At 66.6% G+C, this 23,347-nt stretch carries 23 protein-coding genes; 11 read left to right on the top strand and 12 right to left on the bottom strand.

The window, feature by feature from the left end; translation table 11 throughout:
* Positions 1-52: 52 nt before the first annotated feature.
* The 3 genes from ABB30_RS05195 to ABB30_RS05185 are packed head-to-tail and all read left to right on the top strand — an operon-like array spanning position 53 to position 1,830.
* Positions 53-589 (top strand): adenine phosphoribosyltransferase, encoded by a 537-nt coding sequence (locus ABB30_RS05195; RefSeq protein WP_057637250.1) that lies wholly within the window; start codon positions 53-55, stop codon positions 587-589.
* A gap of 54 nt (positions 590-643) precedes the next feature.
* On the top strand, positions 644-1,471 hold the full coding sequence (locus tag ABB30_RS05190; RefSeq protein ID WP_083489700.1) for a thioesterase family protein: 828 nt from the start codon (positions 644-646) through the stop codon (positions 1,469-1,471).
* 47 nt (positions 1,472-1,518) lie between these two features.
* Positions 1,519-1,830 carry a hypothetical protein gene (locus tag ABB30_RS05185; RefSeq protein WP_152980581.1) on the top strand — a complete coding sequence of 104 codons (312 nt, stop codon included), beginning with the start codon at positions 1,519-1,521 and terminating at the stop codon, positions 1,828-1,830.
* A gap of 47 nt (positions 1,831-1,877) precedes the next feature.
* Here ABB30_RS05185 and dbpA read toward each other — a convergent pair whose 3' ends face one another.
* Together dbpA and ABB30_RS05175 are read right to left on the bottom strand one after the other, a co-directional pair.
* Entirely contained in the window at positions 1,878-3,254 is a 1,377-nt protein-coding gene (gene dbpA / locus ABB30_RS05180; RefSeq protein WP_057637247.1) for an ATP-dependent RNA helicase DbpA, read from the bottom strand.
* Between the two features lie 33 nt (positions 3,255-3,287).
* The gene (locus ABB30_RS05175; RefSeq protein WP_057637246.1) at positions 3,288-4,361 is read right to left on the bottom strand and encodes a YeiH family protein; all 1,074 of its coding nucleotides are present in this window, start codon (positions 4,359-4,361) and stop codon (positions 3,288-3,290) included.
* Positions 4,362-4,462: 101 nt separating this feature from the next.
* Between ABB30_RS05175 and ABB30_RS05170 the strand changes: the two genes are divergently transcribed.
* Positions 4,463-5,320: a LysR substrate-binding domain-containing protein gene (locus tag ABB30_RS05170; protein ID WP_057637245.1), complete on the top strand. Its 858-nt coding sequence runs from the start codon at positions 4,463-4,465 to the stop codon at positions 5,318-5,320.
* A gap of 44 nt (positions 5,321-5,364) precedes the next feature.
* Positions 5,365-7,245 (top strand): ATP-binding cassette domain-containing protein, encoded by a 1,881-nt coding sequence (locus ABB30_RS05165; protein WP_057637244.1) that lies wholly within the window; start codon positions 5,365-5,367, stop codon positions 7,243-7,245.
* Positions 7,246-7,348: 103 nt separating this feature from the next.
* On the opposite strand, the gene ABB30_RS05160 is transcribed toward ABB30_RS05165, so the two are convergent.
* Both ABB30_RS05160 and ABB30_RS05155 read right to left on the bottom strand, forming a co-directional pair.
* Positions 7,349-7,786 (bottom strand): barstar family protein, encoded by a 438-nt coding sequence (locus ABB30_RS05160; protein ID WP_057637243.1) that lies wholly within the window; start codon positions 7,784-7,786, stop codon positions 7,349-7,351.
* Positions 7,786-8,319 carry a guanyl-specific ribonuclease gene (locus ABB30_RS05155; RefSeq protein ID WP_057637242.1) on the bottom strand — a complete coding sequence of 178 codons (534 nt, stop codon included), beginning with the start codon at positions 8,317-8,319 and terminating at the stop codon, positions 7,786-7,788. The genes ABB30_RS05160 and ABB30_RS05155 overlap by 1 nt, the downstream gene beginning before the upstream one ends.
* Before the next feature lie 183 nt (positions 8,320-8,502).
* Between ABB30_RS05155 and ABB30_RS05150 the strand changes: the two genes are divergently transcribed.
* Positions 8,503-9,114 carry a superoxide dismutase gene (locus ABB30_RS05150; protein ID WP_057637241.1) on the top strand — a complete coding sequence of 204 codons (612 nt, stop codon included), beginning with the start codon at positions 8,503-8,505 and terminating at the stop codon, positions 9,112-9,114.
* 92 nt (positions 9,115-9,206) lie between these two features.
* Here the strand turns inward: ABB30_RS05150 and ABB30_RS05145 are convergent, their stop codons facing one another.
* Positions 9,207-10,004, bottom strand: a complete 798-nt coding sequence (locus ABB30_RS05145) for an endonuclease/exonuclease/phosphatase family protein (protein ID WP_057637240.1) — start codon at positions 10,002-10,004, stop codon at positions 9,207-9,209.
* A 129-nt stretch (positions 10,005-10,133) separates the two neighbouring features.
* On the opposite strand from ABB30_RS05145, the gene ABB30_RS05140 reads away from it, so the two are divergent.
* Positions 10,134-11,696 (top strand): POT-type proton-dependent oligopeptide transporter, encoded by a 1,563-nt coding sequence (locus tag ABB30_RS05140; RefSeq protein ID WP_057637239.1) that lies wholly within the window; start codon positions 10,134-10,136, stop codon positions 11,694-11,696.
* Between the two features lie 11 nt (positions 11,697-11,707).
* Complete coding sequence (locus ABB30_RS05135; RefSeq protein WP_057637238.1) at positions 11,708-12,334, top strand: rhomboid family intramembrane serine protease; 627 nt, start codon at positions 11,708-11,710, stop codon at positions 12,332-12,334.
* Positions 12,335-12,407: 73 nt separating this feature from the next.
* Here ABB30_RS05135 and ABB30_RS16610 read toward each other — a convergent pair whose 3' ends face one another.
* Entirely contained in the window at positions 12,408-12,575 is a 168-nt protein-coding gene (locus tag ABB30_RS16610) for a hypothetical protein (protein WP_169788480.1), read from the bottom strand.
* Positions 12,576-12,794: 219 nt separating this feature from the next.
* Between ABB30_RS16610 and ABB30_RS05130 the strand changes: the two genes are divergently transcribed.
* Positions 12,795-13,070, top strand: coding sequence for a GNAT family N-acetyltransferase (locus ABB30_RS05130; protein ID WP_057637335.1), 276 nt, complete (start codon positions 12,795-12,797; stop codon positions 13,068-13,070).
* A 23-nt stretch (positions 13,071-13,093) separates the two neighbouring features.
* Positions 13,094-13,930, top strand: coding sequence for a DUF3298 and DUF4163 domain-containing protein (locus ABB30_RS05125; RefSeq protein ID WP_057637237.1), 837 nt, complete (start codon positions 13,094-13,096; stop codon positions 13,928-13,930).
* A 122-nt stretch (positions 13,931-14,052) separates the two neighbouring features.
* Here the strand turns inward: ABB30_RS05125 and ABB30_RS05120 are convergent, their stop codons facing one another.
* Entirely contained in the window at positions 14,053-16,209 is a 2,157-nt protein-coding gene (locus ABB30_RS05120; RefSeq protein ID WP_057637236.1) for a M3 family metallopeptidase, read from the bottom strand.
* Positions 16,210-16,342: 133 nt separating this feature from the next.
* Between ABB30_RS05120 and ABB30_RS05115 the strand changes: the two genes are divergently transcribed.
* A complete protein-coding gene (locus ABB30_RS05115) occupies positions 16,343-16,825 on the top strand; it encodes a glutathione peroxidase (protein WP_057637235.1) in 483 nt (160 codons plus the stop codon).
* A gap of 78 nt (positions 16,826-16,903) precedes the next feature.
* On the opposite strand, the gene ABB30_RS05110 is transcribed toward ABB30_RS05115, so the two are convergent.
* From ABB30_RS05110 to ABB30_RS05090, 5 genes are all read right to left on the bottom strand, one after another.
* Positions 16,904-19,279 (bottom strand): AAA family ATPase, encoded by a 2,376-nt coding sequence (locus ABB30_RS05110; RefSeq protein ID WP_057637234.1) that lies wholly within the window; start codon positions 19,277-19,279, stop codon positions 16,904-16,906.
* A gap of 94 nt (positions 19,280-19,373) precedes the next feature.
* Positions 19,374-20,162 carry a ferredoxin--NADP reductase gene (locus tag ABB30_RS05105; protein WP_057637233.1) on the bottom strand — a complete coding sequence of 263 codons (789 nt, stop codon included), beginning with the start codon at positions 20,160-20,162 and terminating at the stop codon, positions 19,374-19,376.
* Between the two features lie 68 nt (positions 20,163-20,230).
* Entirely contained in the window at positions 20,231-22,084 is a 1,854-nt protein-coding gene (locus ABB30_RS05100) for an ABC transporter ATP-binding protein (RefSeq protein ID WP_057637232.1), read from the bottom strand.
* A gap of 27 nt (positions 22,085-22,111) precedes the next feature.
* Positions 22,112-22,411: a BON domain-containing protein gene (locus ABB30_RS05095; protein ID WP_161808838.1), complete on the bottom strand. Its 300-nt coding sequence runs from the start codon at positions 22,409-22,411 to the stop codon at positions 22,112-22,114.
* A 78-nt stretch (positions 22,412-22,489) separates the two neighbouring features.
* Positions 22,490-23,140 carry a trimeric intracellular cation channel family protein gene (locus ABB30_RS05090; protein WP_057637230.1) on the bottom strand — a complete coding sequence of 217 codons (651 nt, stop codon included), beginning with the start codon at positions 23,138-23,140 and terminating at the stop codon, positions 22,490-22,492.
* Positions 23,141-23,347 lie beyond the last annotated feature (207 nt).

The raw sequence follows: 23,347 nt of genomic DNA, 5'->3' as shown, positions 1-23,347 counted from the left end.
CATACATCCAGGGCTGGGTACACTGCCGCTTCATTCCCTGTGACCACGACCGATGAAGACGATGCAGGACATGCCCGCCTGGGCGGCGCAGTTGCGTGATGTCGCTGATTTCCCCAGACCCGGTATTGTCTTCAAGGACATCAACCCCTTGCTGGCCCATCCGCAGGCACGCGCACAGGCGCTGACCTCGATGGTGGCGCCGTGGCAGCGCGTCGGCATCGGTGCGGTACTGGGCGTGGAAGCGCGTGGTTTCATCCTGGGCACCGCGATGGCCATGCAGATGGCCCTGCCGTTCGTGCCGGTACGCAAGCCGGGCAAGCTGCCCGGTGCGGTGGTCAGCCAGCACTATGCGCTGGAATACGGCAGCGATTGCATCCAGATCCAGGCCGATGCGCTGCCGGCGGGCACCCGCGTGCTGATCGTGGACGATGTCCTGGCCACCGGCGGCACCCTGGCCGCAACCGTGGCGCTGGCCCGCCAGTTGCAGCTGGAAGTGGTCGGCGGTGCGGTCCTGATCGAACTGGATGGCCTGGGTGGGCGTGCACGCTGGCCGGTGGGCGTGCCCTTGCACGCCAGCCTGGTGGTGTAAGCCCGGCGCCATTGGTTAGTCTGGCAGGCCTGCCGCCATCTACCCGGTGCCGTGATGCCGACCCTACGAGAGCTGTTGCTGGATTTTGACCCCGTGCAAGGCCTGCGCCTGCCGCCGCAATGGCTGCAGGGGCGCACCGCGTATGGCGGGATCACCACCGCCACCGCCTTGGCGGCAGCCCACGCATTGACTGCCGATGGCCTGCCGCCGCTGCGCTCGGCCCAGGTCAGCTTCATCGGCCCGGCCAGCGGCCAGCTGCGCTACCAGGTGCAGCCATTGCGGATGGGCAAATCGGTCAGCCATGTGGCTGTGGATGTCAGCGGCGAGGATGGCCTGGCCGCACGGGTATCGCTGGTGTTTGCGCAGGCCCGGGCCAGTGCGGTGGTGCACGATTTTTCCCAGCCGCCGCCGGTGCGCGGCCCTGAATCGTATCCAGCCATGACCAGCCAGGGGCTTGCCGCGGCGATCAAGCGGCCGCCGTTTGTCGAGCTGGATGTGGGCGCCGTGGTGCCGGCCTTCCTGGCCAATTTCGAGTTGCGTCCAGCTGCCGGTGCGTTGCCGGTGACGGGAGCCGACAATCCGGAGACCGTGGCCTGGATCCGGCATCTGGATGCGGCCGATGTCGACCCCGTGGTGGCCCTGGTGGCACTGGCCGATGCCTTGCCGCCGGCGGCATTCACTGCCTATCAGCGCCCGGCGCCGGTGAGCTCGATCAACTGGTCCTTCGACCTGCTCGGTGCACCGCCGGCCGGGCAGTGGTTCCTGTTGCGCAGCAGCAGCCAGTACGCCGCTGACGGTTACTCCAGCCAGCAGATGCAGGTCTGGGATGTCGATGGCCGCCTGCTGATGCGTGGCCGCCAGTGCGTGGCACTGTTCCAGTGAGCAGGCCGGGTACGCGGGCGGTACGGATACTGGGGTGGGTGCTGCTGTTGGCGTCCCTGTTGGGCTGGAGTGCCTGGTGGCTGGTCTGCAACGTCTACGAGTTTGCCCCGGCCCTGGCCTCCACGGCATTGGCCTGCGCCTGGCTGACGCTGTTGCCGGCGGTGGCGCTGCGCCGTGCACATCCCGGCCTGGCCTGGTGGCTGGCCGCGATCAACGCCCTGTACCTGCTCGCCGTGCATCGCCAGTTTGACCACGGTGCGGGCGTGCCGCTGTACGTCGGCGTGCTGCTGTTGGTCTGCGGCCTGTGCTGGGTGGAACGCCATCGCCGGCAAGGCCTGAAACAACAACAGCCGGCGTAAGGCCGGCTGTTGTCATGCGCTGCCACTGATGCGTGTCAGCGGCAGGTTCAGAGCTTGCGCACGCGGAAGCGCTTGCCCTTGATCTTGCCGGCTTCCAGCTTGCCCAGGGCACGGCCGACCTGCTCGCGGGCAATGGCCACGTAGGAGCGGGTGGGCTGGATCACGATCTTGCCGATCGCCTTGCCGGCCAGCCCGGCCTCGCCGGTGAGTGCACCCAGGATGTCGCCGGCACGCAGCTTGTCGGTCTTGCCGCCATCGATGCGCAGGGTGACCATCGCCGCCTGCGGCAGTTCGGCCGGGCGGGCGGTGGCCAGTGGGGTCTTCTGCCAGTTCAATGCTTGCCCGGCCAGCTCTTCAAGCGCGGTGGCGCGATGGCGCTCACGGGCGGCAACCAGGCTGATCGCCATGCCGGTGGCACCGGCGCGGCCAGTGCGGCCGATGCGGTGGCGGTAGCTTTCCGGGTCGGTCGGCAACTCGTAGTTGATGACCATGGCCAGCTCTTCCACGTCCAGGCCGCGGGCGGCAACGTCACTGGCCACCAGCACGTTGCAGCTGCGATTGGCCAGGCGCACCAGCACTTCCTCGCGGTCACGCTGTTCCAGCTCGCCATGCAGGGACAGGGCCGAGAAACCAAACTCCTGCAGCGAGCGGGCCACCTCGTCCACATCCTTGCGGGTGTTGCAGAACACCACCGCCGATTCGGGGGTGTACTTGAGCAGTACGCCGGCCAGCGCCTTCTGCTTGAGGGCCGGTTCGGCCTCGCAGAACAGCTCGGTGATGTCCGGTGCGTGCTGGTCGCCTTCCACGGTCACTTCGACCGGCTCGTTGAACAGGTCACGGGCCAGCTCGCGGATTTCCTCGGGGAAGGTGGCCGAGAACAACAGGCTCTGGCGCTCCTTGTGGGTACGCCCGGCCAGCTCGGCGATCGGCTCGGCAAAGCCCATGTCCAGCATGCGGTCGGCTTCGTCCAGGACGAAGGTGCGCACCTGTCCCAGGTTGAGGAAACGCTTGCGCGCCAGTTCCTGCACACGGCCGGGAGTGCCCACCACCACCAGCGGATCATGCGCCTGCAGCGAGGCGATCTGCGGGTCCAGCGAGACACCGCCGGTCAGTACCGAGAGCTTGAGGTTGGCAATGCCGGTAGCCAGTTTGCGCAGCTGGGCGCCGACCTGGTCGGCCAGCTCGCGGGTCGGGCACAGGACCAGGGCCTGGGTGCGGCTGACGCCCAGGTCCAGGCGGTTGAGCAGGCCCAGGCCGAAGGCCGCGGTCTTGCCGCTGCCCGTCGGGGCCTGTGCGATCAGGTCACGGCCTTCAAGGATGACCGGCAGTGCATTGGCCTGCACCGGGGTCATGGAGGTATAGCCCAGGGCATCAAGGCCGGGGCGCAGCGCTGGGTTCAGCGGAAGGGAGGAGAAGTCGCTCATGGCCCATTTTCGCAGATGACGGGCTGCCGTGCTTCACCACAGGCAGTTGATTGCACGGGCAAGGGCCAGACCGCCGGCCAGCAGCCAGACAAACAGCAGCAGGGCCAGCAGCAGCGGGGCAGCGCCGGCCCGGCGCAGGGCGCTGACGTGGGTGGTCAGGCCCAGGGCAGCCATGGCCATGGCCAGCAGCAAGCCATCCAGCTGCAGCAGGCCCTGCACCCAGGCAGCGGGCAGCAGATCCAGAGAATTGAAGCCGACCATGGCCAGAAAACCGAAGGCAAACCAGGGGATGTGCAGACGGGTGGAGGCATTGGCCGGGGTGGCGGACGGGCTGCCCCGGCGGCGGGCCAGATACAGCGACAGGGCCAGCAGGAACGGGGCCAGCATCATCACCCGCACCATCTTGGCAATCACCGCGGTATCGGCCGCTTCGGGCCCGACGGCGCGGCCGGCGGCCACGACCTGGGCCACTTCGTGGATGGTGGCGCCGGTGTACAGGCCGAAACCGGACGCGTCCAGGCCCAGCCAGCCGGCGCTGCTGCCCCAGTGCCACAGCAGCGGGTAGCAGAACATGGCCAGGGTGCCAAAGATGACCACGGTGGCCACGGCCACTGCCACCTGTTCGCTGCGCGCCTTGACCACCGGTTCGCTGGCCAGCACCGCGGCGGCACCGCAGATCGAGCTGCCGGCGCCGATCAGCAGCACCGTCTGCAGGTCCAGCTTGAGCACACGGCGGCCCAGCCAGCAGGCCAGGGCGAAGGTGCTGGTCAACATCAGCGCATCCAGCACCACCCCGGCCACCCCGATGCCGGCAATGTCATCCAGGGTCAGGCGCAGGCCATACAGCACGATGCCGGCCCGCAGCAGCCATTGCTTGGCCACACCCACGCCGGCCTGGGCAGCGTCTGCCCAGCGTGGGTAGACAGTGTTGCCCAGCACGATGCCGGCCACGATGGCCAGGGTCAGTGCACCCAGCCCATGTGCCTGCAGCCAGGCCACGTTGGCCAGGGCCGTAGCGGCCAGGGCGAGCAGGCCGGTCAAGACCAGGCCCGGCAGGTAGCGGAGCAGGGGCGATGGCAGGAGCTGGCTGCGGCTGGAATGTGGCATGACGATTCTCACGCTTGAGGAGTGGGGCAGCCTGCGCCCGCACAATCAACCTGTAAAACGAATATATTTTCTGATACCTACCTTTTATTTTGGTTGATTGCATGCGCCTTACCCTGCGCCAGCTCCAGGCCTTTGTTGCCATCGCCGATCACCACAGCACCACGGCGGCGGGTCAGGCGCTGGGCCTGTCACAGTCCGCCGTCAGTGCGGCCTTGAAGGAGCTGGAGGGGCATTGGGACAGCCCGTTGTTCGACCGCATCGGGCGCGGCCTGCAGATCAATGCCCAAGGCCGTGGCCTGTTGGCCGGCGCGCGCGGCCTGCTCGCCGATGCACAGGCCCTGGAGCAGTCCATGGCCGATCCGCTGGGCGCGGTGCATCTGCAGCTGGCGGCCAGCAGCACCCTGGGCAACCACCTGCTGCCACCGCTTCTGGCCGCGTTCCTGCAGGCACAACCGGACAGCCGGCTCTCACTGCAGATCGCCAATACCGCGCAGGTGGCCCGCGCCGTGGCCCGGATGCAGGTCGATGCCGGCCTGGTGGAAGGGATCAGCCCGCTGCCTGAGTTGAAAATGACCCCGTGGCGGCACGACAGCCTGCAGGTGGTGGCCGCGCCGGCACGGCTGCCCGGCAGCCTGGACGCGCTGGGACGGATGCGCTGGCTGCTGCGCGAGCCCGGCTCGGGCACCCGGCAGTTGTTCGACCAGCAATTGCTGCCCCTGCTCGGTGGCCGGGTGCAGGCGTTGACCCTGGCCAGCACCCCGGCAATCGTGGCCGCCGCGCAGCAGGGGGCCGGGGTGGCCTGTGTGCCCGAATCGGCCGTGGCCGGCGCGTTGGCCGATGGCACCCTGGCCACCGTTGCGTTGCCCCTGCCGCCGTTGCGGCGCACCCTGTGGTTGCTGGAGCATCCGCAGCGGCAACGCCCGCCCGCCCTGGCCCGCTTGCTGGGCCTGGACCACTGACGCCAACGGCGCGCATCGGCTGCCCAACCCGTACAATGGCGCCCATGCCTTTGATCACTCTCCAAAACGTCGACTACAGCGTCGGCGGCCCGCTGTTGCTGGAAAAAGCCGAACTGTCGATCGAACCGGGCGAACGTATCGCCCTGATCGGCCGCAACGGCGCCGGCAAATCCACCCTGATGAAGCTGATGGCCGGCGAGCTCAAGCCCGATGACGGCGAGATCCGCGTCCAGCACGGCGTGCGTGTCACCCGCCTGGAGCAGGAAGTGCCGCACGGCGCGGCCGGCAGCGTGTTTGACGTGGTGGCCGACGGCCTGGGCGAGCTGGGCCAGTGGCTGGCCGATTTCCACCGCCTCAGCCATGCCGAGGAATTTGACGCCGATGCCATGGCCGAGGTCCAGGGCAAGATCGAAGCGGCCGACGGCTGGGCCCTGGACCAGCGCGTGACCGAAACCCTGACCAAGCTGGAACTGGACGGTGAGCTGCAGTTCGAGCGCCTGTCCGGCGGCATGAAGCGCCGCGTGCTGCTGGCCCGTGCCCTGGTGGCCGCGCCGGACGTGCTGCTGCTGGACGAGCCGACCAACCACCTGGACATCGAGGCCATCGACTGGCTGGAAGCCTTCCTCAAGGGCTGGAATGGCTGCGTGGTGTTTGTCACCCATGACCGCCGCTTCCTGCGTGCCCTGGCTACCCGCATCGTCGAGATCGACCGCGGCCAGGTCACCAGCTGGCCGGGCGACTGGGCCAACTACGAGCGCCGCCGCGAAGAGCGTCTGAACGCCCAGGCCCAGGAGAACGCCCGTTTCGACAAGCTGCTGGCCCAGGAAGAAGTGTGGATCCGCCAGGGCATCAAGGCCCGCCGTACCCGTGACGAAGGCCGCGTGCGCCGCCTCAAGGCGATGCGTGTGGAGCGCGGGCAGCGCCGTGAACTGGGCGGCAATGTACGCATGGAGGCCGCCGTTGCCGAGAATTCGGGCAAGAAGGTGATCGAGCTGAAGGACGTCAACTTCGCCTTCGGTGCGCGCACCATGGTCAAGGACTTCTCCACCCTGGTGATGCGCGGTGACCGGATCGGCCTGATCGGCCCCAACGGCAGCGGCAAGACCACCTTGCTCAAGCTGATGCTCGGCGACCTGCAGCCGGCCAGCGGCGAGGTGCGTACCGGCACCAACCTGCAGATCGCCTATTTCGACCAGTACCGGGCCACCTTGCGCGAGGACTGGAGCGCGATCGAGAACGTGGCCGAGGGCGCGGACTTCCTGGAGATCAACGGCAAGCGCAAGCATGTGCATGCCTACCTGCAGGACTTCATGTTCACCCCCGAGCGCGCACGTGCGCCGATCACCCGCCTGTCCGGTGGTGAGCGCAACCGCCTGCTGCTGGCCAAGCTGTTCGCCCAGCCGTCCAACCTGTTGGTGATGGACGAACCGACCAACGACCTGGACGTGGAAACCCTGGAGCTGCTCGAAGAGCTGCTGGGCGAGTACACCGGCACCCTGCTGCTGGTCAGCCACGACCGTGACTTCATCGACAACGTGGTCACCTCGACCATGGTGATGGAAGGCGACGGGGTGATCGGCGAATACGTGGGTGGCTACAACGACTGGCTGCGTCAGCGCAGCCAGGCCAGTGCCGCCCCGGCCGCGCCCGCTGTGGCCAAGCCGGCCGCCGCGCCGGCCGCCGCTGCCCCGGCGCCGGCCGCAGCGAAGAAGAAACTCAGCTACAAGGATGCGCGTGAGCTGGAACAGCTGCCGGCGCTGATCGAGCAGCTGGAACTGGATGTGGAAGGGCTGACCGCGGCCATGAATGACCCGGCCTTCTACACCCGCTCCAGCGCCGAGGTCACCGCCCACACCCAGCAGATGGCCAAGGCCCAGGAAAAGTTGGATGCCGCCTACGCCCGCTGGGAACAGCTGGACGCCTGACCCCGCCCAGCCTCTGGCTGCAGCAAACACAACAACGGCCCGGGCAGTCACACTGCCGGGCCGTTGTTTTTTGTCCGCCGTTCAAGGCGCGGTGCAGGCCGTCTCAACCGGCCTGCGTGGGCATCGGCTCATCGCACAGGAACACCTGGAAGGGCAGGCCGGCGGCGGCACGCTGTGCGGCCACCTCGGCGATGATCTGCGTCAGCGTGGCCAGTACCTGCGGCGCCTGCGCGCGCAAGGTCGCAGCCCCGTCGATCAGGATGGCGTGGTGGTCGCCGTCCAGCCAGGACAGGTCGTCCAGGGCATCGGCCAGGCCATCCCAGTTGCCGCCCAGCCCGGGCGGGAAGGCCAGGCCATCGGCACAGGCGGCCAGCAGGCCGGCCTTGTCATCCACCCCGGCCAGGGCCACGTGGCTGATCAGGAAGCCGGCGCGCCAGGCCGCGTCGGCCAGTTCAGGCAGCAGGGCCAGCGGCACCTGGCGCAGGCCGTTGCCGGCCACAGGCTGCGGCGCATCGGCTGGATTGAAGGTATCGGTGGACATCAATGGCTCCGGGCGGCAGGCGGGGTGAACTGGCGGAAGCTGTCGTAATGGTCTTCGGTGTAATACCACTCGGTGGGGGGATGGCCGCCGGTGACGATGCGGCGCGGGCCACGGTGGCTCAGGCCGGGGGTATCCACGGTGTACTCGCGGTACCAGCCGCGCTGGCGCTGCGGCAGGCGTTTCTCGCGGTTGCCGAAGGTGGTGCCGTCCTGGCGGTAGGGGTAGGGGCCGCCACGCTGGATCAGCCCGACTGTCTGGCGCGCCTGCTCGCTCAGGAAGGCCGGCCAGTCCTTGGCATCGGCCGCCGTATCGTCGCCGGTGCCCGCCTCGGTGGCAGATGTCGATTGGGTGGCGGCATCGGCCTGGCGGCCCTGGCTGACGGCCTGGCCGATCTGCTCCACTGCCTGCCCCGGGTTGTTGCGCAACTGGTCCGGGTTGACCCCGAGCCAGAGCGCGGCCAGGCCGATGATGGCGGTGGCAGCCAGTGCCAATGGGCTCTTGCGGCCCTTGTTGTGGTTGGATCGTTTGCCCATGACGGTACCGTGGTGCGGAATACCGGGGATTATCGGCAAATCGGTGTCCTGCCGTCTTGCCCGGCCGGGGGGAACAGAACTTTCCTTGATCCCACCCTTGGTAAGTTGGCCCGTCATCCCTACCATTGGTAGGCACGAATCGGCAGCCTGCCGATGTCACCCGCACCACCAGGAGAATTCCCCATGGCACATAGCCTGCCCGCATTGAAGTTTGCCAGCGACGCCCTTGAGCCGTTCATGGATGCCCAGACCGTGGAAATCCACCACGGCAAGCACCACCAGACCTACGTCAACAACCTCAATGCGCTGCTGGAAGGCACCGAATACGCCGACATGGCCATCGAAGACCTGCTGCGCAAGGTCGCCGAACTGCCGCAGCCGTTGCAGCAGGGCGTGCGCAACCAGGGCGGTGGCCATGCCAACCACGCCCTGTTCTGGGACGTGATCGGCCCGAACGCCGGTGGCGCTCCGGTCGGCGCGCTGGCCAAGGCCATCGACGAGCAGCTCGGCGGCTTTGAGAAGTTCAAGGAAGAGTTCACCAAGGCCGCCACCACCCAGTTCGGCTCCGGCTGGGCCTGGCTGAGCGTGACCACCGACGGCAAGCTGGTCATCGAAAAGACCGGCAACCAGGAAAGCCCGCTGATGGAAGGCCGCACCCCGGTGCTGACCATCGACGTGTGGGAACACGCCTACTACCTGAAGTACCAGAACCGTCGCCCGGAATTCATCGGCCAGTTCTACAACCTGATCGACTGGAACGCCGTGGAAGCCCGCTACCAGGCCGCCATTGCCTGAGTTGCAGGTGCTGCGTAGTTGAGGACAAGGCCGGGATTTCCCGGCCTTGTTGTTTTGCGGGCCGGCTTTTGCCGTCAATCGCACGCGCTGGCTCAGGGCGCGGCCGGCAGTTCCAGCTCGACCACGATGCCCAGCATCTGTGGCGGCTGTGCGGCCGGCGTGTTGGCCGGGTCGTCGCCGGGCGGGGCCGGGCCATGCAGCTCGAGCACGGTGCTGGCCTTCAGGCGCAGGCGCTCCGGCGGGTACAGCACATCCAGGCCATGGGCCTGTTCCGGCCCGAGTGACTTGCGCGCCGTGCCCAGCCCGGGCATCAGTTGCAGCAGTTCGGCATGGCGCGAGCCAAAGCGTGCAACGACCACGTTGGCCAGGGCCGGATCATGGCTGGCCATCCAGTCACGCAGATCGCTGGCCTGGCGCTGGCGGCGCTGCTGCAGACGCTGGCCGCTGGCCAGGCTGGCGCTGTACAGGTTGATGGCCTGTGTGCCGATTTGCAGGCGCCAGTAGCCGGCCGCCACCGGCGCACTGCCATCCTCGCCATGCAGCAGGCTGGCACCGTCCTCGACGATGGGCCGGCGGCTGAGCATGGCCAGGCCCTGGCGCGTGGCCAGGCTGGGCGGGTCGGCACTGACAAAGTCACAGTGCATCTGCAGCGGCACGGCCAGGTTGCAGATTTCCGGCGCTTGCCGGTCATGGCTGCGCACCTGCTGGATCAGCACCACATCAACGCCGGCATGGCCGAGCAGCTCGATCACTGCCTCGCGCTGCCCGGGCCAGACGCTGGCCGGCAGGGACAGGTTGGCCACGACCAGTGAATCTGGCTGGGCAACGGCCGGCAGGCTGGTCCACAACCAGCAACTGGCCAGCAGGCAGGTGAACGGGCTTGGGCGCATGTGGGAGCAGGGCAGACAGAGGCGGGCAGTATCGGTTTTGCCGGGTGCAGGCAATGTGCAATCGGCGGCGAAGCCGGTGCCGATATGCGGTAGTCTTTGCAGCTTCGAATTTCCAGGATCGCCAGTTCCATGACGACCCCCGCAACCGTGCCGGCCGCAACCGGCAAGATGCCGCGCCAGATCCCGTACATCATTGGCAATGAAGCCTGCGAACGCTTCAGCTTCTACGGCATGCGCAACATCCTTGTCCAGTTCCTGATCACCTCGCTGCTGCTGCAGGAGATCACCGCCGAAGGCCGTGCGGCCGAGGCCAAGGACATCATGCACAGCTTCATGATCGGCGTGTATTTCTTCCCGCTGCTCGGTGGCTGGCTGGCCGACAAGTTCTTCGGCAAGTACCACACCATCCTCTGGTTCTCGCTGATCTACTGCGCCGGCCATGCCGCATTGGCCTTGTTCGAGGACTCGCGCACCGGTTTCATGGTGGGCCTGGGTCTGATCGCGCTCGGTGCCGGCGGGATCAAGCCGCTGGTGGCCTCGTTCATGGGTGACCAGTTCGACCAGTCCAACAAGCACCTGGCCAAGGTCGTGTTCGATGCCTTCTACTGGATCATCAACTTCGGCTCGTTGTTTGCCTCGCTGCTGATCCCGCTGGCCCTGAAGCATCTCGGCCCGGCCTGGGCGTTCGGCATCCCGGGCATCCTGATGTTCATCGCAACCTTGATCTTCTGGCTGGGGCGCAAGAAATACGTGCTGGTGCCGCTGCCGCCCAAGGACCCGCATTCGTTCGGCAATGTGGTCCGCACCGCGCTGTTTGCCCAGGCACCGGGGCAGGGCCGTGCCGGATTGTGGCTGGCCGTGGCCGGCGTGCTGGCGGCGATGGGCTCGATGCTGCTGGTGCCCAAGCTGGGCATCGTGATCTGCCTGTGTCTGGCCCTGGTGGCGATCCTGGCCGGCATCGGCGGTGGCGCCATGCTGCAGCTGGAACGTGCCCGCGGCGTGCACCCGGCCGAGGCGGTCAATGGCGTGCGCTCGGTGATGAAGGTGCTGGTGATCTTCGCCCTGACCACCCCGTTCTTCTCCCTGTTTGACCAGAAGGCCTCGACCTGGGTGCTGCAGGGCCAGCAGATGGTCATGCCGTCCTGGTTCACCGCCTCGCAGATGCAGGCGCTGAACCCGTTGCTGGTGATGATCCTGATCCCGTTCAACAACCTGGTCCTGTACCCGATGCTGCGCCGTTTCGGCATGGAGCCGACCGCGCTGCGCCGGATGACCGCCGGTATCGCCTTCTCCGGCCTGGCCTGGATCGTGGTCGGTGGCATCCAGGTGGTGATGGATGGCGGCAGCGCCCTGTCCATCTTCTGGCAGATCCTGCCCTACGCACTGCTGACCTTCGGTGAGGTGCTGGTCTCGGCCACCGGCCTGGAGTTCGCCTACAGCCAGGCCCCGGCGACGATGAAGGGCGTGGTGATGAGCTTCTGGAACCTGACCACCACCATCGGCAACCTGTGGGTGCTGCTGTCCAATGCGGCCGTGCGCAACCAGGGGGTCACCGACAAGATCGCCAGCACCGGCCTGAGCGAGGCGGCCTTCCTGATGTTCTTCTTCGCCGGCTTTGCCTTCATTGCCGCCATTGCCTTCGGTCTGTATGCACGGACCTACAAGGCCGTGGACAACTACCGCGCCGCGTAAGGAAGCCGAGCATGCAATCCCCGTTTACCTGGCTGATCATTGCCATCACCGCGCTGGTGAGCTGGCAGGCATTCAACAACCGCCGGCTGGTTGACCGCCTGATCCTGTGGCCGCCGGCGATCAGCCGCCACCGCCAGTACGACCGTCTGATCGGCTACGGCTTCATCCATGCCGACTGGATGCACCTGATCTTCAACATGATCACGCTGTTCTTCTTCGGCGGCCTGATCGAGCAGGTGATGACCCGGCTCAGCGGCTCGATCCTGACCTTCCCGCTGTTCTATCTGGCCGCGCTGGTGGTTTCCATCCTGCCCACCTACCTGAAGAACAAGGACAACCCCAACTATTTCAGCCTGGGCGCGTCCGGTGCGGTGAGTGCGGTGCTGTTTGCCTACATCCTGCTGGCGCCGTGGACCTGGATCTTTGTCATGTTCATCCCGGTACCGGCCATCGTGTACGGGGTGTTCTACGTTGGTTACAGCATCTGGATGGACAAGCAGGGCCGGGACAACATCAACCACAGCGCCCACCTGGCCGGTGCCGCTTTCGGTGTGCTGTTCATGCTGTGCATGGAGCCGGGCATCTTCGCCATCTTCCTGCAGAGCCTGATGAGCCCGCAGCTGCCCCGTTTCGGCTGAGAGCCTTCGCCTCCGGTCTGAAAAAGCACAAGGCCTCGTCTCTGACGAGGCCTTGTTGCAGGGGGCGACGATGTCAGCGCGGATCGGCCGGCGGGTAGGTCTCAAGCAGGCGGGTGTAGACCTCCTGGTCGATCAGCGCAAAGTCCTGGCTGTCCGCCGCGCCGCTGACGGTGAGCTGGAACAATCCCTCCAGCAGGCTATGGTTGTGATCGGGCAGGTGGGTCTGGTTGCTGCTGTCCATGGCATCCCCGGTTCGGCGGTGGTCGGGAAAATGGAGCAAGAAGCGTGCCAGCCATCCAAAACGTTGAAACAGCGACTTACGGACGCGCACACTGGGGCAAACGTCCAAAAGTGACGCAGCACGGCTGCCAACTGGACTGTGTCGGTGTTCACATCGTGGCGCAGGTCCGGGGCAGATACTGCTGCGATCCACCCACTCCCACCTGTGTATTACCCGGCCATGAGCGATATCGAGCACGACTTGGAGCAACACCGTTTCAGCCTGCAACACCAGGGGCATCAGGCCTGGGTGCAGTACCAGCTGCACGGCAGCCAGATGGACATCACCAGCACCCATGTGCCGGACGCGATTGCCGGCCAGGGCATTGCCGGGCAACTGAACCGGCACGCGCTGGAGCATGCGCGCAATGCCGGCCTGTCGGTGGTTGCCAGCTGCAGCTACACCCAGGCCTGGGTGCGTCGGCATCCGCAGTACCAGGACCTGCTGGAAGACTGATCCACAACGTACACGGAGGTTGTATGAACAAGTATGCAGGGGCAGGGGTCGGGCTGGTCAGCGCATTGCTGCTGATGGCCTGCAATGGCCGCGATGAAGCGGCCGACAGTGCCACGTCCGCTCCGCCGGCGGCCGGCCCGGTGGCGGCCACGCCGGCCGAGGGGCAGATGGTGGATGTCATCCAGACCTCGCCCACCCAGATCATCGGCATCAGCTATCCGCATGATGCGGCTGTGCCGGCGGGCCTGGTCAAGGTCATGCAGGACTATGCCGACCACGCCCGGGCCGAGCTGCAATCGGCGCTGGATGGCCTGGGCAATGACACCCCGCGGGTGCCGTACGAGTTGAGCCTGAGCTTCACCGTCAGTGCCGACACGCCTGATCTGATGGCCATATCGGCCGATGGCAGCCGTTACACCGGGGGCGCCCACGGGCAGCCGTTGGTGGCCCGTTTTGTCTGGCTCAAGCAGGAAGGGCGTTTGTTGCCCATCGACGAGTTGATCAGCCAACCCGACAGCCGCACCGCGATCGCCGACTATGTGCAGCAGCGGCTGGTGGAGCAGATGGAAAGCCGTCTGCAGGCTGACAAGCTGTCGGCAACGGAGCAGGCCGAACTGCTGCGCAGTGCGCGCCGGATGATCAGCGAGGGAACCGAGCCGGAGGCTGAAAATTTCAGCCAGTTCCTGCCGGTGATGGATCGCCAGGGCCGGATCAGCGGCCTGCGCTTTGTGTTTCCGCCCTACCAGGTCGGCCCGTATTCGGACGGCACCCAGAGCATGGAAGTGCCGGTGGACGTATTGTTGCCGCATCTGGAGCCCAAGTACCGGCACCTGTTCGCCAACAGCCCGGCCCCGGTCTGAGGCCGCCAGCGGCGGGCCCGGTTGCAGTGGCGCAGTTGCACGCTGGGCAGGCCGGATGAGCGCCACATGCAAAAGGCCACCCGCGCAGCGGGTGGCCTTTTTGTTTGCTGCCTGACGTTGGCTCAGTTGCCGCTGGTCAGGCCACGCTTTTCCAGCAGCGGCTGGATCTGCGGCTCGTGGCCGGCAAAGTCGCGGAAGATCTGCATCGCATCGGCGCTGCCACCACGCGAGAGCAGGGTCTTGCGGAAGTGGTCACCGTTGGCGCGGGTCAGGCCGCCGTTTTCCTTGAACCACTTCTGGGTGTTGGCATCGAGCACTTCAGACCAGATGTAGGCGTAGTAGCCGGCCGAATAGCCGCCCATGATGTGGCTGAAGTAGGTGGTGCGGTAACGCGGCGGTACCGGGGCGTAGTAGATGCCGGCATCTTCCAGGGCCTTGCGCTCGAAGGCAATCACGCCATCGGCAGCCGGCACCTGGTCGGCGCTGATCTGGTGCCAGGCCTGGTCGAGCATGGCCGCGCCCAGGTATTCGGTGGTGGCAAAGCCCTGGTTGAACTTGGCCGCGGCCACCACCTTGTCCAGCAGTGCCTGCGGCATCGCGGCACCGGTCTGGTGGTGCTTGGCGTAGTTGGCCAGGATGGTCGGCTCGTCGGCCCACATCTCGTTGACCTGGGACGGGAACTCGACGAAGTCACGCGGCACCGAGGTGCCGGAGAAGCTGGGGTACTTCACGTCGGAGAACATGCCATGCAGGGCATGGCCGAACTCGTGGAACGTGGTGGTCACTTCATCCCAGGTCAGCAGGGTCGGCTGGCCGGCCGGCGGCTTGGGAATGTTGAGGTGGTTGGCCACCACCGGCAGGTCGCCGGTCAGTTCGGACTGGCTGACATACGAGTTCATCCAGGCGCCGCCGCGCTTGGAAGCACGGGCATACGGGTCGAACAGGAAGATCGCCAGCTGGCTGCCGTCCTCGTTGAACACGTCATACACGGTGACATCCGGGTGGTAGACCGGCAGGTCGGTACGCTGCTTGAAGCTCAGGCCGAATTCCTTGCCGGCGGCGAAGAACACGCCGTCTTCCAGTACGGATTTGATCTCGAAGTACGGCTTGAGCTGGGATTCGTCGAAGTTGTACTTGGCCTGGCGCACCTTCTCGCTGTAGAAGGCCCAGTCCCACGGCTGCAGCTGGAAACCCGGCTGGCCGGCAGCCTGCTGCTCGGCATCGATCATGGCCTGCAGGTCGGCGGCTTCACGCTGGGCATTGGCCACCGCGGCCGGGGCCAGCTGGCCGAGCATGGCGTTGACCGCTTCCGGGGTCTTGGCGGTCTGGTTGCCCAGGCCGTAGGCGGCAAAGTTCGGCTGGCCCATCAGGGCGGCCTTTTCTGCGCGCAGGGTCATGATGCGCGAGACCAGGGCGGTGTTGTCGAACTCGCCACCCTTGGCGCCACGGTTGACCGAGGCCTCGTGGATGCGCTGGCGCAGGGCGCGGTTTTCCAGGTTGCTCAGCAGCGGCTGGCCGGTGGTGTTGAGCAGGGCGATGACATACTTGCCCTCCAGGCCACGGGCCTTGGCCGCTTCGGCGGTGGCGGCGATCTGGCCCTCGGACAGGCCGGCCAGTTCGGCCACATCGTCGACCACGATGTAGGAGGCATTGACCTCGTTGAGCACGTTGAGGTTGAACTTGGCCCCCAGCTCGGCCAGCTCGGCGTTGATGGTGCGCACCTTGGCCTTGTCCGCTTCGGACAGCTTGGCACCGCCGCGCTCGAAGTTCTCGTAGTAGCGCTCGACCAGGCGCACGCCTTCGGCATCCAGGCCCAGTTCGTTGCGCTTGTCATACAGGGCGGCAATGCGCTCGAACAGCTTGCCGTTCAGGCCGATCGCATCGCGGTGGGCGGCGAACCTGGTCGCGTACTGGGTCTGCAGCGCCTTGCGGGTGTCATTGGTGTCGGCACCGGCCAGGGCCGAGAACACGGTCATGGCACGGTTGAAGATGGCGCCGCTGTTTTCCAGCGCAATGATGGTGTTGTCAAAGGTCGGCGCGGCCGGGTTGTTGACGATCGCATCGATCTCGGCCAGTTCCTGGGCCATGCCGGCGTCGAAGGCCGGGGCGAAGTCGCTGTCGGCGATCTTGTCGAAAGCCGGGTAGTGCAGCGGCAGGGTGCTTTCGGCGAAGAACGGGTTGGCGGCCGGTGCGGTGGCGGCGGTCGGGGCGGCCAGGGTGTAGGCCGGGGCCGACAGGCCCAGCGACAGGGCCAGGGCAAGCGCAAGACGGGTGGTCAAGGCGGAATCCTCGAATGACTGGACCGTCGAGGTTACCCGATGGCGGTGGACGTCTCATCATGACCGATGGCACAGTTTGCCGCCCGATCGCCCGCCGCGCCGACAACGGCCATCTTCCGCACAGGTACCGACAATGGCCATTGCCCACGATTTCACCCTGACCGCCCTGGACGGCACGCCCCTGCCGCTGTCGCGCTGGGCCGGCCAGCCGCTGTTGCTGGTCAATGTCGCCAGCCGCTGCGGTTTCACCCCGCAGTACACCGCGCTGGAGGCGCTGTGGCAGCGTTACCGCGAGCGCGGTCTGGTGGTGATCGGCTTCCCCTGCAACCAGTTCAGGGGCCAGGAGCCGGGCGATGCGGCGCAGATCCAGCAGTTCTGCCGGCTCGATTACGGTGTCAGCTTCCCGCTCAGCGCCAAGATCCAGGTCAACGGCCCCCAGGCCGATCCACTGTGGCAGTGGCTCAAGGACCAGCGTCGCGGCGTGCTGGGTACCCGCTCAATCAAGTGGAACTTCAGCAAGTTCCTGATCGGCCGCGATGGTGCGGTGGTCAGCCGTCATGGCCCGGCCACCACCCCGCAGGCGCTGGAAGCACGCATCCAGGCCTTGCTGGGCTGAACCTGGCCACCCGGCGGGATACAACAACGGCGCCCTCGGGCGCCGTTGTTGACTGAGTCGTGACCCGGGCCGGCCTGATCAGGCCGGTGTGGCCAGGCCGAATTCGCAGGCCAGGTCCTGCGCGGTGATCTGCACCTTGGTCGGGTCGCCGTGCTCGATCATCGCCCGCTGCAGGGCCAGGCGGGTGGCGGCGGTCACCTGCGACTGCAGGTCACGGCCGGACTTGCCTTCGCTGGCCGCGGCCAGCGCGGGCAGCAGGGTGTCCAGCTCGAAGTCCAGCGGCTTGCCGGCCAGCTGCAGGCGCAGGATGGCCTGGCGTGCGTCCAGGTCGGGCAGGTCGATCATGATCTTGCGCTCCAGGCGCGAGAGCAGGGCCGAATCGATGCTGTCCGGGTGGTTGGACGCGGCCAGCAGGAATACCTGGCCCTTTTTGGTGCTGATGCCGTCCATTTCCTGCAGCAGCTGGGCCACGATCTCGGTGGTCATCACATCGCCGCGGTCACGCGAGCGGGCAATGGTGTCCAGCTCGTCCAGGAACAGAATGCACGGGGCCTGGGTGCGCGCCTTTTCGAACAACTGCTTGACCTTCTGCCCGGAGCTGCCCAGGTTGCCCGACTTGATGTCCGAGGACGAGGCGGCCATGAACGACAGCCCCGACTGGCTGGCCAGCACGCGCGCGACCTGGGTCTTGCCGGTGCCCGGCGGCCCGTACAGCAGGATGCCGCGCGGCACCGGCATGTTCATCCGGGCCAGTTCCTCGGCATGCACCAGTTCCTTGCCCAGGCTTTCAAACTCGCGGCGGGTGGCAGCCGGCAGGATGATGTCATCCCAGCCCAGTGCTTCCACCGAGGTGGAGGACTTGCCGCGCAGCTGGGCCACGGCGGCAATGAAGTCCTCATAAGCCGGCTGGCCACCGGTGTGGGTGGACATCACCTTGGCCACCAGGGTGGCCAGGTCACGCCCGGACATGCCGCTGGTCTCGCGTACCAGCTGGGCATCGGTCGGGTAGGGCAGGCGCGCCTTGGCGAACTCGGCATTGAGGATGCGCTCGCGGGCCTCGGCATTGGGCGCGGGCAGTTCGATGGCGGTGGTGAAGCGCGACATGACCGCATCGTCGATCAGCTCGCGGCGGTTGGTGGCGCCGATCACCAGCACATTGCCGCTGCCCTGGTTGAAGCCATCCCATTCGGCAATGAAGGTCTGCACCAGCTCGTTGCCGAAGGCATCGGTATCGCCACCGCCACGGCGGGCAAAGGCGCTTTCGCATTCGTCCACGAACAGGATGGTCGGTGCCTTGCTGCGGCACTCCTCCCACAGGCTCTTGACCTTGGGCCCGGTCTGGCCGATGTATTCGGCCTTCAGGTCGGCAATGGTCACGGCCTTGAAGTGGCAGTCAACGTGCTCGGCCAGCTTGCGCGCGATCAGGGTCTTGCCGGTGCCCGGCGGGCCCCACAGCAGCATGCCCTTGGGCAGCGGCGGGATGCCGGCGGCAAAGCGGTCCACCAGCTGGATGATGGTTTCCAGGGTGTCGGCCGGCATGGCCACGTCCTGCCAGTTCTTCTCCACCTTGAGCAGCGATTGCAGGCGGGTCTGCACCACGGCCAGGCGCTGCTGCTCACGCTGCAACGGTACGCAGGCCTGCTGCAGGGCGGCGATGGCCCCGGCATGGGCGTTCAGGCCGGCGCTGGCCAGCTCGGCCACGCCGCCAGCCACGGCAGACAGCTCATCGATCTGACGGATGGGGCACAGATCAGCGGGCTGGTTGTTGTAGGGCAGGCAGACCAGGGCCAGCGGGTCCTTGTCCAGCTCGTCGGTGAAACCGACGAACACGGCATTGGAATAGTCGTGCTTGTTGTTCAGTGTCCAGGACAGCGAGGGATCGGCCGGGTTGGATGCCGGTACCCGCACCGCCGGGTAGGGGTGCTTGCGGCCATCGGTGTACTTGTCGCCAAAAGCCAGGGCCTGCAGACGGTAGCCGGCCAACTGCCGCAGCTGGGCCAGGCTGCTGGAGGCGCGGCGCTTGATCAGGCGCGAACGGCCCAGCCAGACCAGGCCGGCATAGGCCAGCAGCGGAATCAGGGCGTCGATGTAATACCCCGGGGCATACAACAGCAGGTCCAGCTGGAGCAGGCGCAGTGGCGTGCCGAAGAAGTACATCGCCGCGGCCAGGGCAATCCACAGCAACAGGCTGCGCTTGCCACTGACGGCGGCGGTCAGGGTCAGCGCCGGCAGCAGGCTGTTCCTGCTGGCGTCCTTGCGGATTTTCTTTTCCTGGTCGGCCAGGGCGGCATCCCAGGGCGCGCGCATGGCCACAACGGCCTGCTCGGCGGCGCGATAGGCGGCATCCACGCCGGCCTGGGCCTGATGGATGGCCTGCTCGCAGCGGGCTTTTTCTGCGTGGAGTTCAATGCGCTGATTTTCGACAAAACCGGCGCGGGAGCTGCTCGATCCCATGACAACTATCCCCTGAAGAAAATGGGCCGGGTCTTCATGACCCGGCCCATTCACTATAAGAGGTGCGGCGATTTTCGTTAAGCGGCCGTTGGTCTTACTTTTCGACGAAGGCGCGCTCGAACACATAATGGCCGGGCTGGCCGATACGCGGGGAAACCTCGAAACCGCGGGCATCGAGCACACGGCGCAGGTCGGCCAGCATCTGCGGGCTGCCGCAGATCATGAAGCGGTCGTTGGCCGGGTCAAAATCCGGCAGACCCAGCGCACGCGGCATGTCGCCATTTTCCATCAGCGTGGTCAGGCGGCCCTGGTTGATGAAATCCTCGCGGGTGACGGCCGGGTAATACAGCAGCTTGTCGCGCACGATGTCGCCCAGGATCTCGTCATCGGGCAGGGTCTTTTCAAAGTACTCGCGGTAGGCCAGGTCTTTTTCAAAACGCACGCCGTGGCAGATGATCACTTTTTCAAAGCGCTCATAGGTTTCCGGGTCCTTGACGATGGACAGCCACGGCGCCAGACCGGTACCGGTACCCAGCAGGTACAGGTGCTTGCCCGGGTGCAGGTCGGTGATCAGCAGGGTACCGGTCGGCTTCTTGCCCACCAGTACCTTGTCGCCGGGCTTGAGGTGCTGCAGGCGCGAGGTCAGCGGGCCGTCGGCCACCTTGATCGAGAAAAAGTGCAGCTGCTCTTCCCAGTTGGCACTGGCGATGGAATAAGCGCGAAGCAGCGGGCGGCCGCCTTCGACCTCGTTGTCCAGGCCGATCATCACGAACTGGCCGTTTTCGAAACGGAAGCCGGTATCGCGGGTGGTGGTGAAGCTGAAATAGGCATCGGTCCAGTGGTGGACCTCAAGCACGGTCTCGTAGCCGTAAGCAGCAGACATGGTTTGATTACACGGTGAGTCAACCCGGGGATTCTACCCCAAGCCCTGCACCAGTCCTTGCCAGCCGTTCAGCGATAGCCCTCGGCCTGCAGCTCGAACAGTTCGGCGTAGCGGCCACCGGCGGCCATCAGCTCATCGTGGGTGCCCGACGCCTCGACCCGGCCATCGCCCAGCACCAGGATGCGGTCGGCCATGCGCACCGAGGAAAAGCGGTGGGAAATCAGCACCGCGGTACGCCCGTCGGAAAGCTCCTTGAAGCGCTGGAAGACCTCGAATTCACTGCGCGCATCCAGCGCGGCGGTGGGTTCGTCCAGGATCATCACCTGGGCGTCGCGCATGTAGGCACGGGCGATGGCGATCTTCTGCCACTGCCCGCCGGACAGGTCCACCCCCTGGCGGAAACGGCGCCCGACAATCTGCTCGTAGCCATCAGGCAGGCCGGCAATCACTTCGTCGGCCATGCCGCGATGCGCCGCCGCCTCGATCCGGGCACGGTCATCCATGGCATCGACCTGGCCGACGCCGATGTTCTCGGCCGCGGTCAGGTGGTAACGCACGAAGTCCTGGAAGATCACCCCGAGGCTGGCGCGCAGGCTGTCGATGTCATAGTCGCGCAGATCGCGGCCATCGAGCAGGATGCGACCCTCATCCGGGTCGTACAGGCGGGCCAGCAGCTTGACCAGGGTGGTCTTGCCGGCGCCGTTCTCACCGACCAGGGCCAGCACTTCACCGGCGTGCAGCTCGAAGCTCAGGTGGCGCACCGCCCACTTGCTGGAGCCGGGGTAGCAAAAGCCCACGTCCTGGAACACAAAGCCTTGCCGGATCGGCGCCGGTACCGGCAGCGCATCGGGCCCGGAGTCGATTTCCGGCTGGATCGCAAAAAACGAGAACAGGTCATCCAGGTACAGGGCCTGGCTGGCCACCTGGGAAAACCCGACCAGCAGTCCTTCCAGCAACTGGCGCAGGCGGGCGAAGCTGCCGGCCAGGAAGGTCAGGTCGCCGACCGAAAACTCGCCACGCACGGTGCGCCAGGCGATATAGGCATAGGCCAGGTAGTAACCGGCCGTGCCCAGCGCGGCCAGGGCGCTGCCCCACAGGGCGCGGCGGCGGGCCAGGGCGCGGTTGGCCAGGTAGAAGCGTTCGGCCAGCACCCGGTAGCGCGCGATCAGGAACTGGTGCAGGCCGAAGATCTTCACTTCCTTGGCCGTTTCCACGCTGCCACCGGTCTGGCGGATGTACTCCAGCTGGCGGCGCTCCGGGGTCCAGTGGAAATTGAGCGAATAGCCCAGGGTGTTGAAGTGCGACTCACCGATGAAGGCCGGCACCAGGGCCAGGGCCAGCAGCACGATCAGCCACGGCGCGTAGACCACCAGGCCCACGGCCAGGCTGATCACCGTGATCACATCCTGCACCTGGCCAAACAGCTGGCTCATCAGGCTGGAACGGCCCAAAGTCTGGCGCCGGGCGCGCTCCAGGCGGTCCTGTTGTTCCGGGTCTTCCAGGTCTTCCAGGTCCAGGCGGGCGGCGTGCTCCATCAGCGCCACCGAGCTGGTATTGGTGAACAGCTCGCCGAGCATGGCATCGGCATAGCTGACCAGGCGGCCGAGCAGGTCGGCGGCGATGGCCAGGCCGAATTCGGCGGCCAGCAGCCACAGCAGCGGGGTCAGCAGGCCGCTGGCCAGGGCCTGCTCCAGCGCCGGGAAGTCACCGGGCAGGCCGGCCAGGCGCACCGCCTCGTCGATGATCAGCTTGCCCACATACAGCATGCTCACCGGCAGCAGGGCGCGGATCAGGCGCAGGCCCAGGCTGGCCAGGGTCAGGCCGGCACTGGTGTTCCAGATCATGCGCAGGAAGGGCGGGATGTTGCGCAGGGCGCCGAAGCGCTGGCGCAGGCTGGTGCGGTCGTTGCTGGCTGTACTCATGGTCCCGATGATAAGCAGATGCCCCGCTCAGTTGCCCGGTACGGCACGCTTGCCGCTGCGGCGCGGGGTTGTCACTGGAGCCGGGGCCTGTTTGTTGCTGGCCAGAGCGGGGGCCTGCAGGGTGATCAGGTCGGTGATCGCACTGACCCCCTCCACGTCACCGACCAGGTCCTTGATCGTGCGCCGGGTCGCCGCTTCGGCCACCACCCCGCGCAGGGTCACCCGGCCGTCATGGACCAGCACGCTGATCTGACGCCCCGGTACCACGGTGCTCAGCGCCTGCAGGATTTCATCGGCAATGCCGGTATCGGACAGATAGGCAGTCATGAAACGCTCGCTGGCCACTGGGGCGGCAACCATCCCGCAGCCGGTGTGAGCATGTTGTCGCCATGCTGTTGCCGTGGTTTAACGCGCCGGTCCGTCCGGCGTGGGGGGCTCGTCGTTGTTGCCCTGCAGGGCAATGGGTAGATGCCATCCATAGTGCATGGCCATCACCCGCAGGCCAAAACACAGGCCCGCGCCGGCCAGGGCGCAGGGCAGGGCGGGCAGGTTCAGCCAGTAGCCCAGCGCCACCACCGCGGCGCCGGCCAGGGCGGCGATGGCATACAGCTCGGCCTGCAGCACCAGCGGCACACGGGCCATCAACACATCGCGGGCGATGCCGCCGCCAATGCCGGTCAGCATGCCCAGGGCGGCGGCCATCGGTGGGGCAATGCCGTAGTCCAGCGCCTTCTGGGTGCCAGCCACGGCGAACAGGGCCAGGCCCATGGCATCGAACAGGCGCACCGGGTAATCGATGCGCTCGATCAGCGGTGCCCAGAAGAAGGTGACGATGCCGGCCACCAGGGTCGTGGCCGGATAGCGCCAGTCGCTGATCGCCGCCACCGGGGTGGCACCGATCAATACGTCACGGGTCATGCCGCCGGCCACGGCGGCGGCAAAGGACAGCACCAGCACGCCGAAGATGTCCAGTCGCCGGCGCACGCCCAGGGTGGCACCGGAAAGGGCAAAGGCGAAGGTGCCGATCAGGTCCAGGGTCAGTACGAGGGTTTCCATCGCGCCATTGTGCCCGCGCCGCCGCCCGCCGGCAGTGGACAGGCGTCCAGCCGCCAGATCCGGCCAGCCGCTGCGGCGCAGGCCGGCGATAGGGCGCAGTGATCGTGCTGATCAGCCACGGTGCGGGCAAGTGCTGGCAATCAGGCGTAGAATCAACGGGTTTTCCACTGCAAGCCTGATGCCCGCCGTGAGCCAGACCAACGCCAA

The sequence above is a fragment of the Stenotrophomonas ginsengisoli genome (genome assembly GCF_001431485.1).
GTDB classification, from domain to species: domain Bacteria; phylum Pseudomonadota; class Gammaproteobacteria; order Xanthomonadales; family Xanthomonadaceae; genus Stenotrophomonas; species Stenotrophomonas ginsengisoli.
The sequence above is the reverse complement of the archived record's forward strand: the minus strand, read 5'-3'. Positions and strand labels throughout refer to the sequence as shown.

Coding starts and splice junctions, on each gene's coding strand:
- ABB30_RS05145 (WP_057637240.1), bottom strand. CDS start 10,004: ATGCGCCCAAGCCCGTTCACCTGCCTGCTGGCCAGTTGCTGGTTGTGG.
- ABB30_RS05195 (WP_057637250.1), top strand. CDS start 53: ATGAAGACGATGCAGGACATGCCCGCCTGGGCGGCGCAGTTGCGTGAT.
- ABB30_RS05165 (WP_057637244.1), top strand. CDS start 5,365: ATGCCTTTGATCACTCTCCAAAACGTCGACTACAGCGTCGGCGGCCCG.
- ABB30_RS05090 (WP_057637230.1), bottom strand. CDS start 23,140: ATGGAAACCCTCGTACTGACCCTGGACCTGATCGGCACCTTCGCCTTT.
- ABB30_RS05170 (WP_057637245.1), top strand. CDS start 4,463: ATGCGCCTTACCCTGCGCCAGCTCCAGGCCTTTGTTGCCATCGCCGAT.
- ABB30_RS05100 (WP_057637232.1), bottom strand. CDS start 22,084: ATGAGTACAGCCAGCAACGACCGCACCAGCCTGCGCCAGCGCTTCGGC.
- ABB30_RS16610 (WP_169788480.1), bottom strand. CDS start 12,575: ATGGACAGCAGCAACCAGACCCACCTGCCCGATCACAACCATAGCCTG.
- ABB30_RS05155 (WP_057637242.1), bottom strand. CDS start 8,319: ATGGGCAAACGATCCAACCACAACAAGGGCCGCAAGAGCCCATTGGCA.
- ABB30_RS05115 (WP_057637235.1), top strand. CDS start 16,343: ATGGCCATTGCCCACGATTTCACCCTGACCGCCCTGGACGGCACGCCC.
- ABB30_RS05130 (WP_057637335.1), top strand. CDS start 12,795: ATGAGCGATATCGAGCACGACTTGGAGCAACACCGTTTCAGCCTGCAA.
- ABB30_RS05160 (WP_057637243.1), bottom strand. CDS start 7,786: ATGTCCACCGATACCTTCAATCCAGCCGATGCGCCGCAGCCTGTGGCC.
- ABB30_RS05140 (WP_057637239.1), top strand. CDS start 10,134: ATGACGACCCCCGCAACCGTGCCGGCCGCAACCGGCAAGATGCCGCGC.
- ABB30_RS05125 (WP_057637237.1), top strand. CDS start 13,094: ATGAACAAGTATGCAGGGGCAGGGGTCGGGCTGGTCAGCGCATTGCTG.
- ABB30_RS05110 (WP_057637234.1), bottom strand. CDS start 19,279: ATGGGATCGAGCAGCTCCCGCGCCGGTTTTGTCGAAAATCAGCGCATT.
- ABB30_RS05175 (WP_057637246.1), bottom strand. CDS start 4,361: ATGCCACATTCCAGCCGCAGCCAGCTCCTGCCATCGCCCCTGCTCCGC.
- ABB30_RS05190 (WP_083489700.1), top strand. CDS start 644: ATGCCGACCCTACGAGAGCTGTTGCTGGATTTTGACCCCGTGCAAGGC.
- dbpA (WP_057637247.1), bottom strand. CDS start 3,254: ATGAGCGACTTCTCCTCCCTTCCGCTGAACCCAGCGCTGCGCCCCGGC.
- ABB30_RS05135 (WP_057637238.1), top strand. CDS start 11,708: ATGCAATCCCCGTTTACCTGGCTGATCATTGCCATCACCGCGCTGGTG.
- ABB30_RS05105 (WP_057637233.1), bottom strand. CDS start 20,162: ATGTCTGCTGCTTACGGCTACGAGACCGTGCTTGAGGTCCACCACTGG.
- ABB30_RS05150 (WP_057637241.1), top strand. CDS start 8,503: ATGGCACATAGCCTGCCCGCATTGAAGTTTGCCAGCGACGCCCTTGAG.
- ABB30_RS05095 (WP_161808838.1), bottom strand. CDS start 22,411: ATGACTGCCTATCTGTCCGATACCGGCATTGCCGATGAAATCCTGCAG.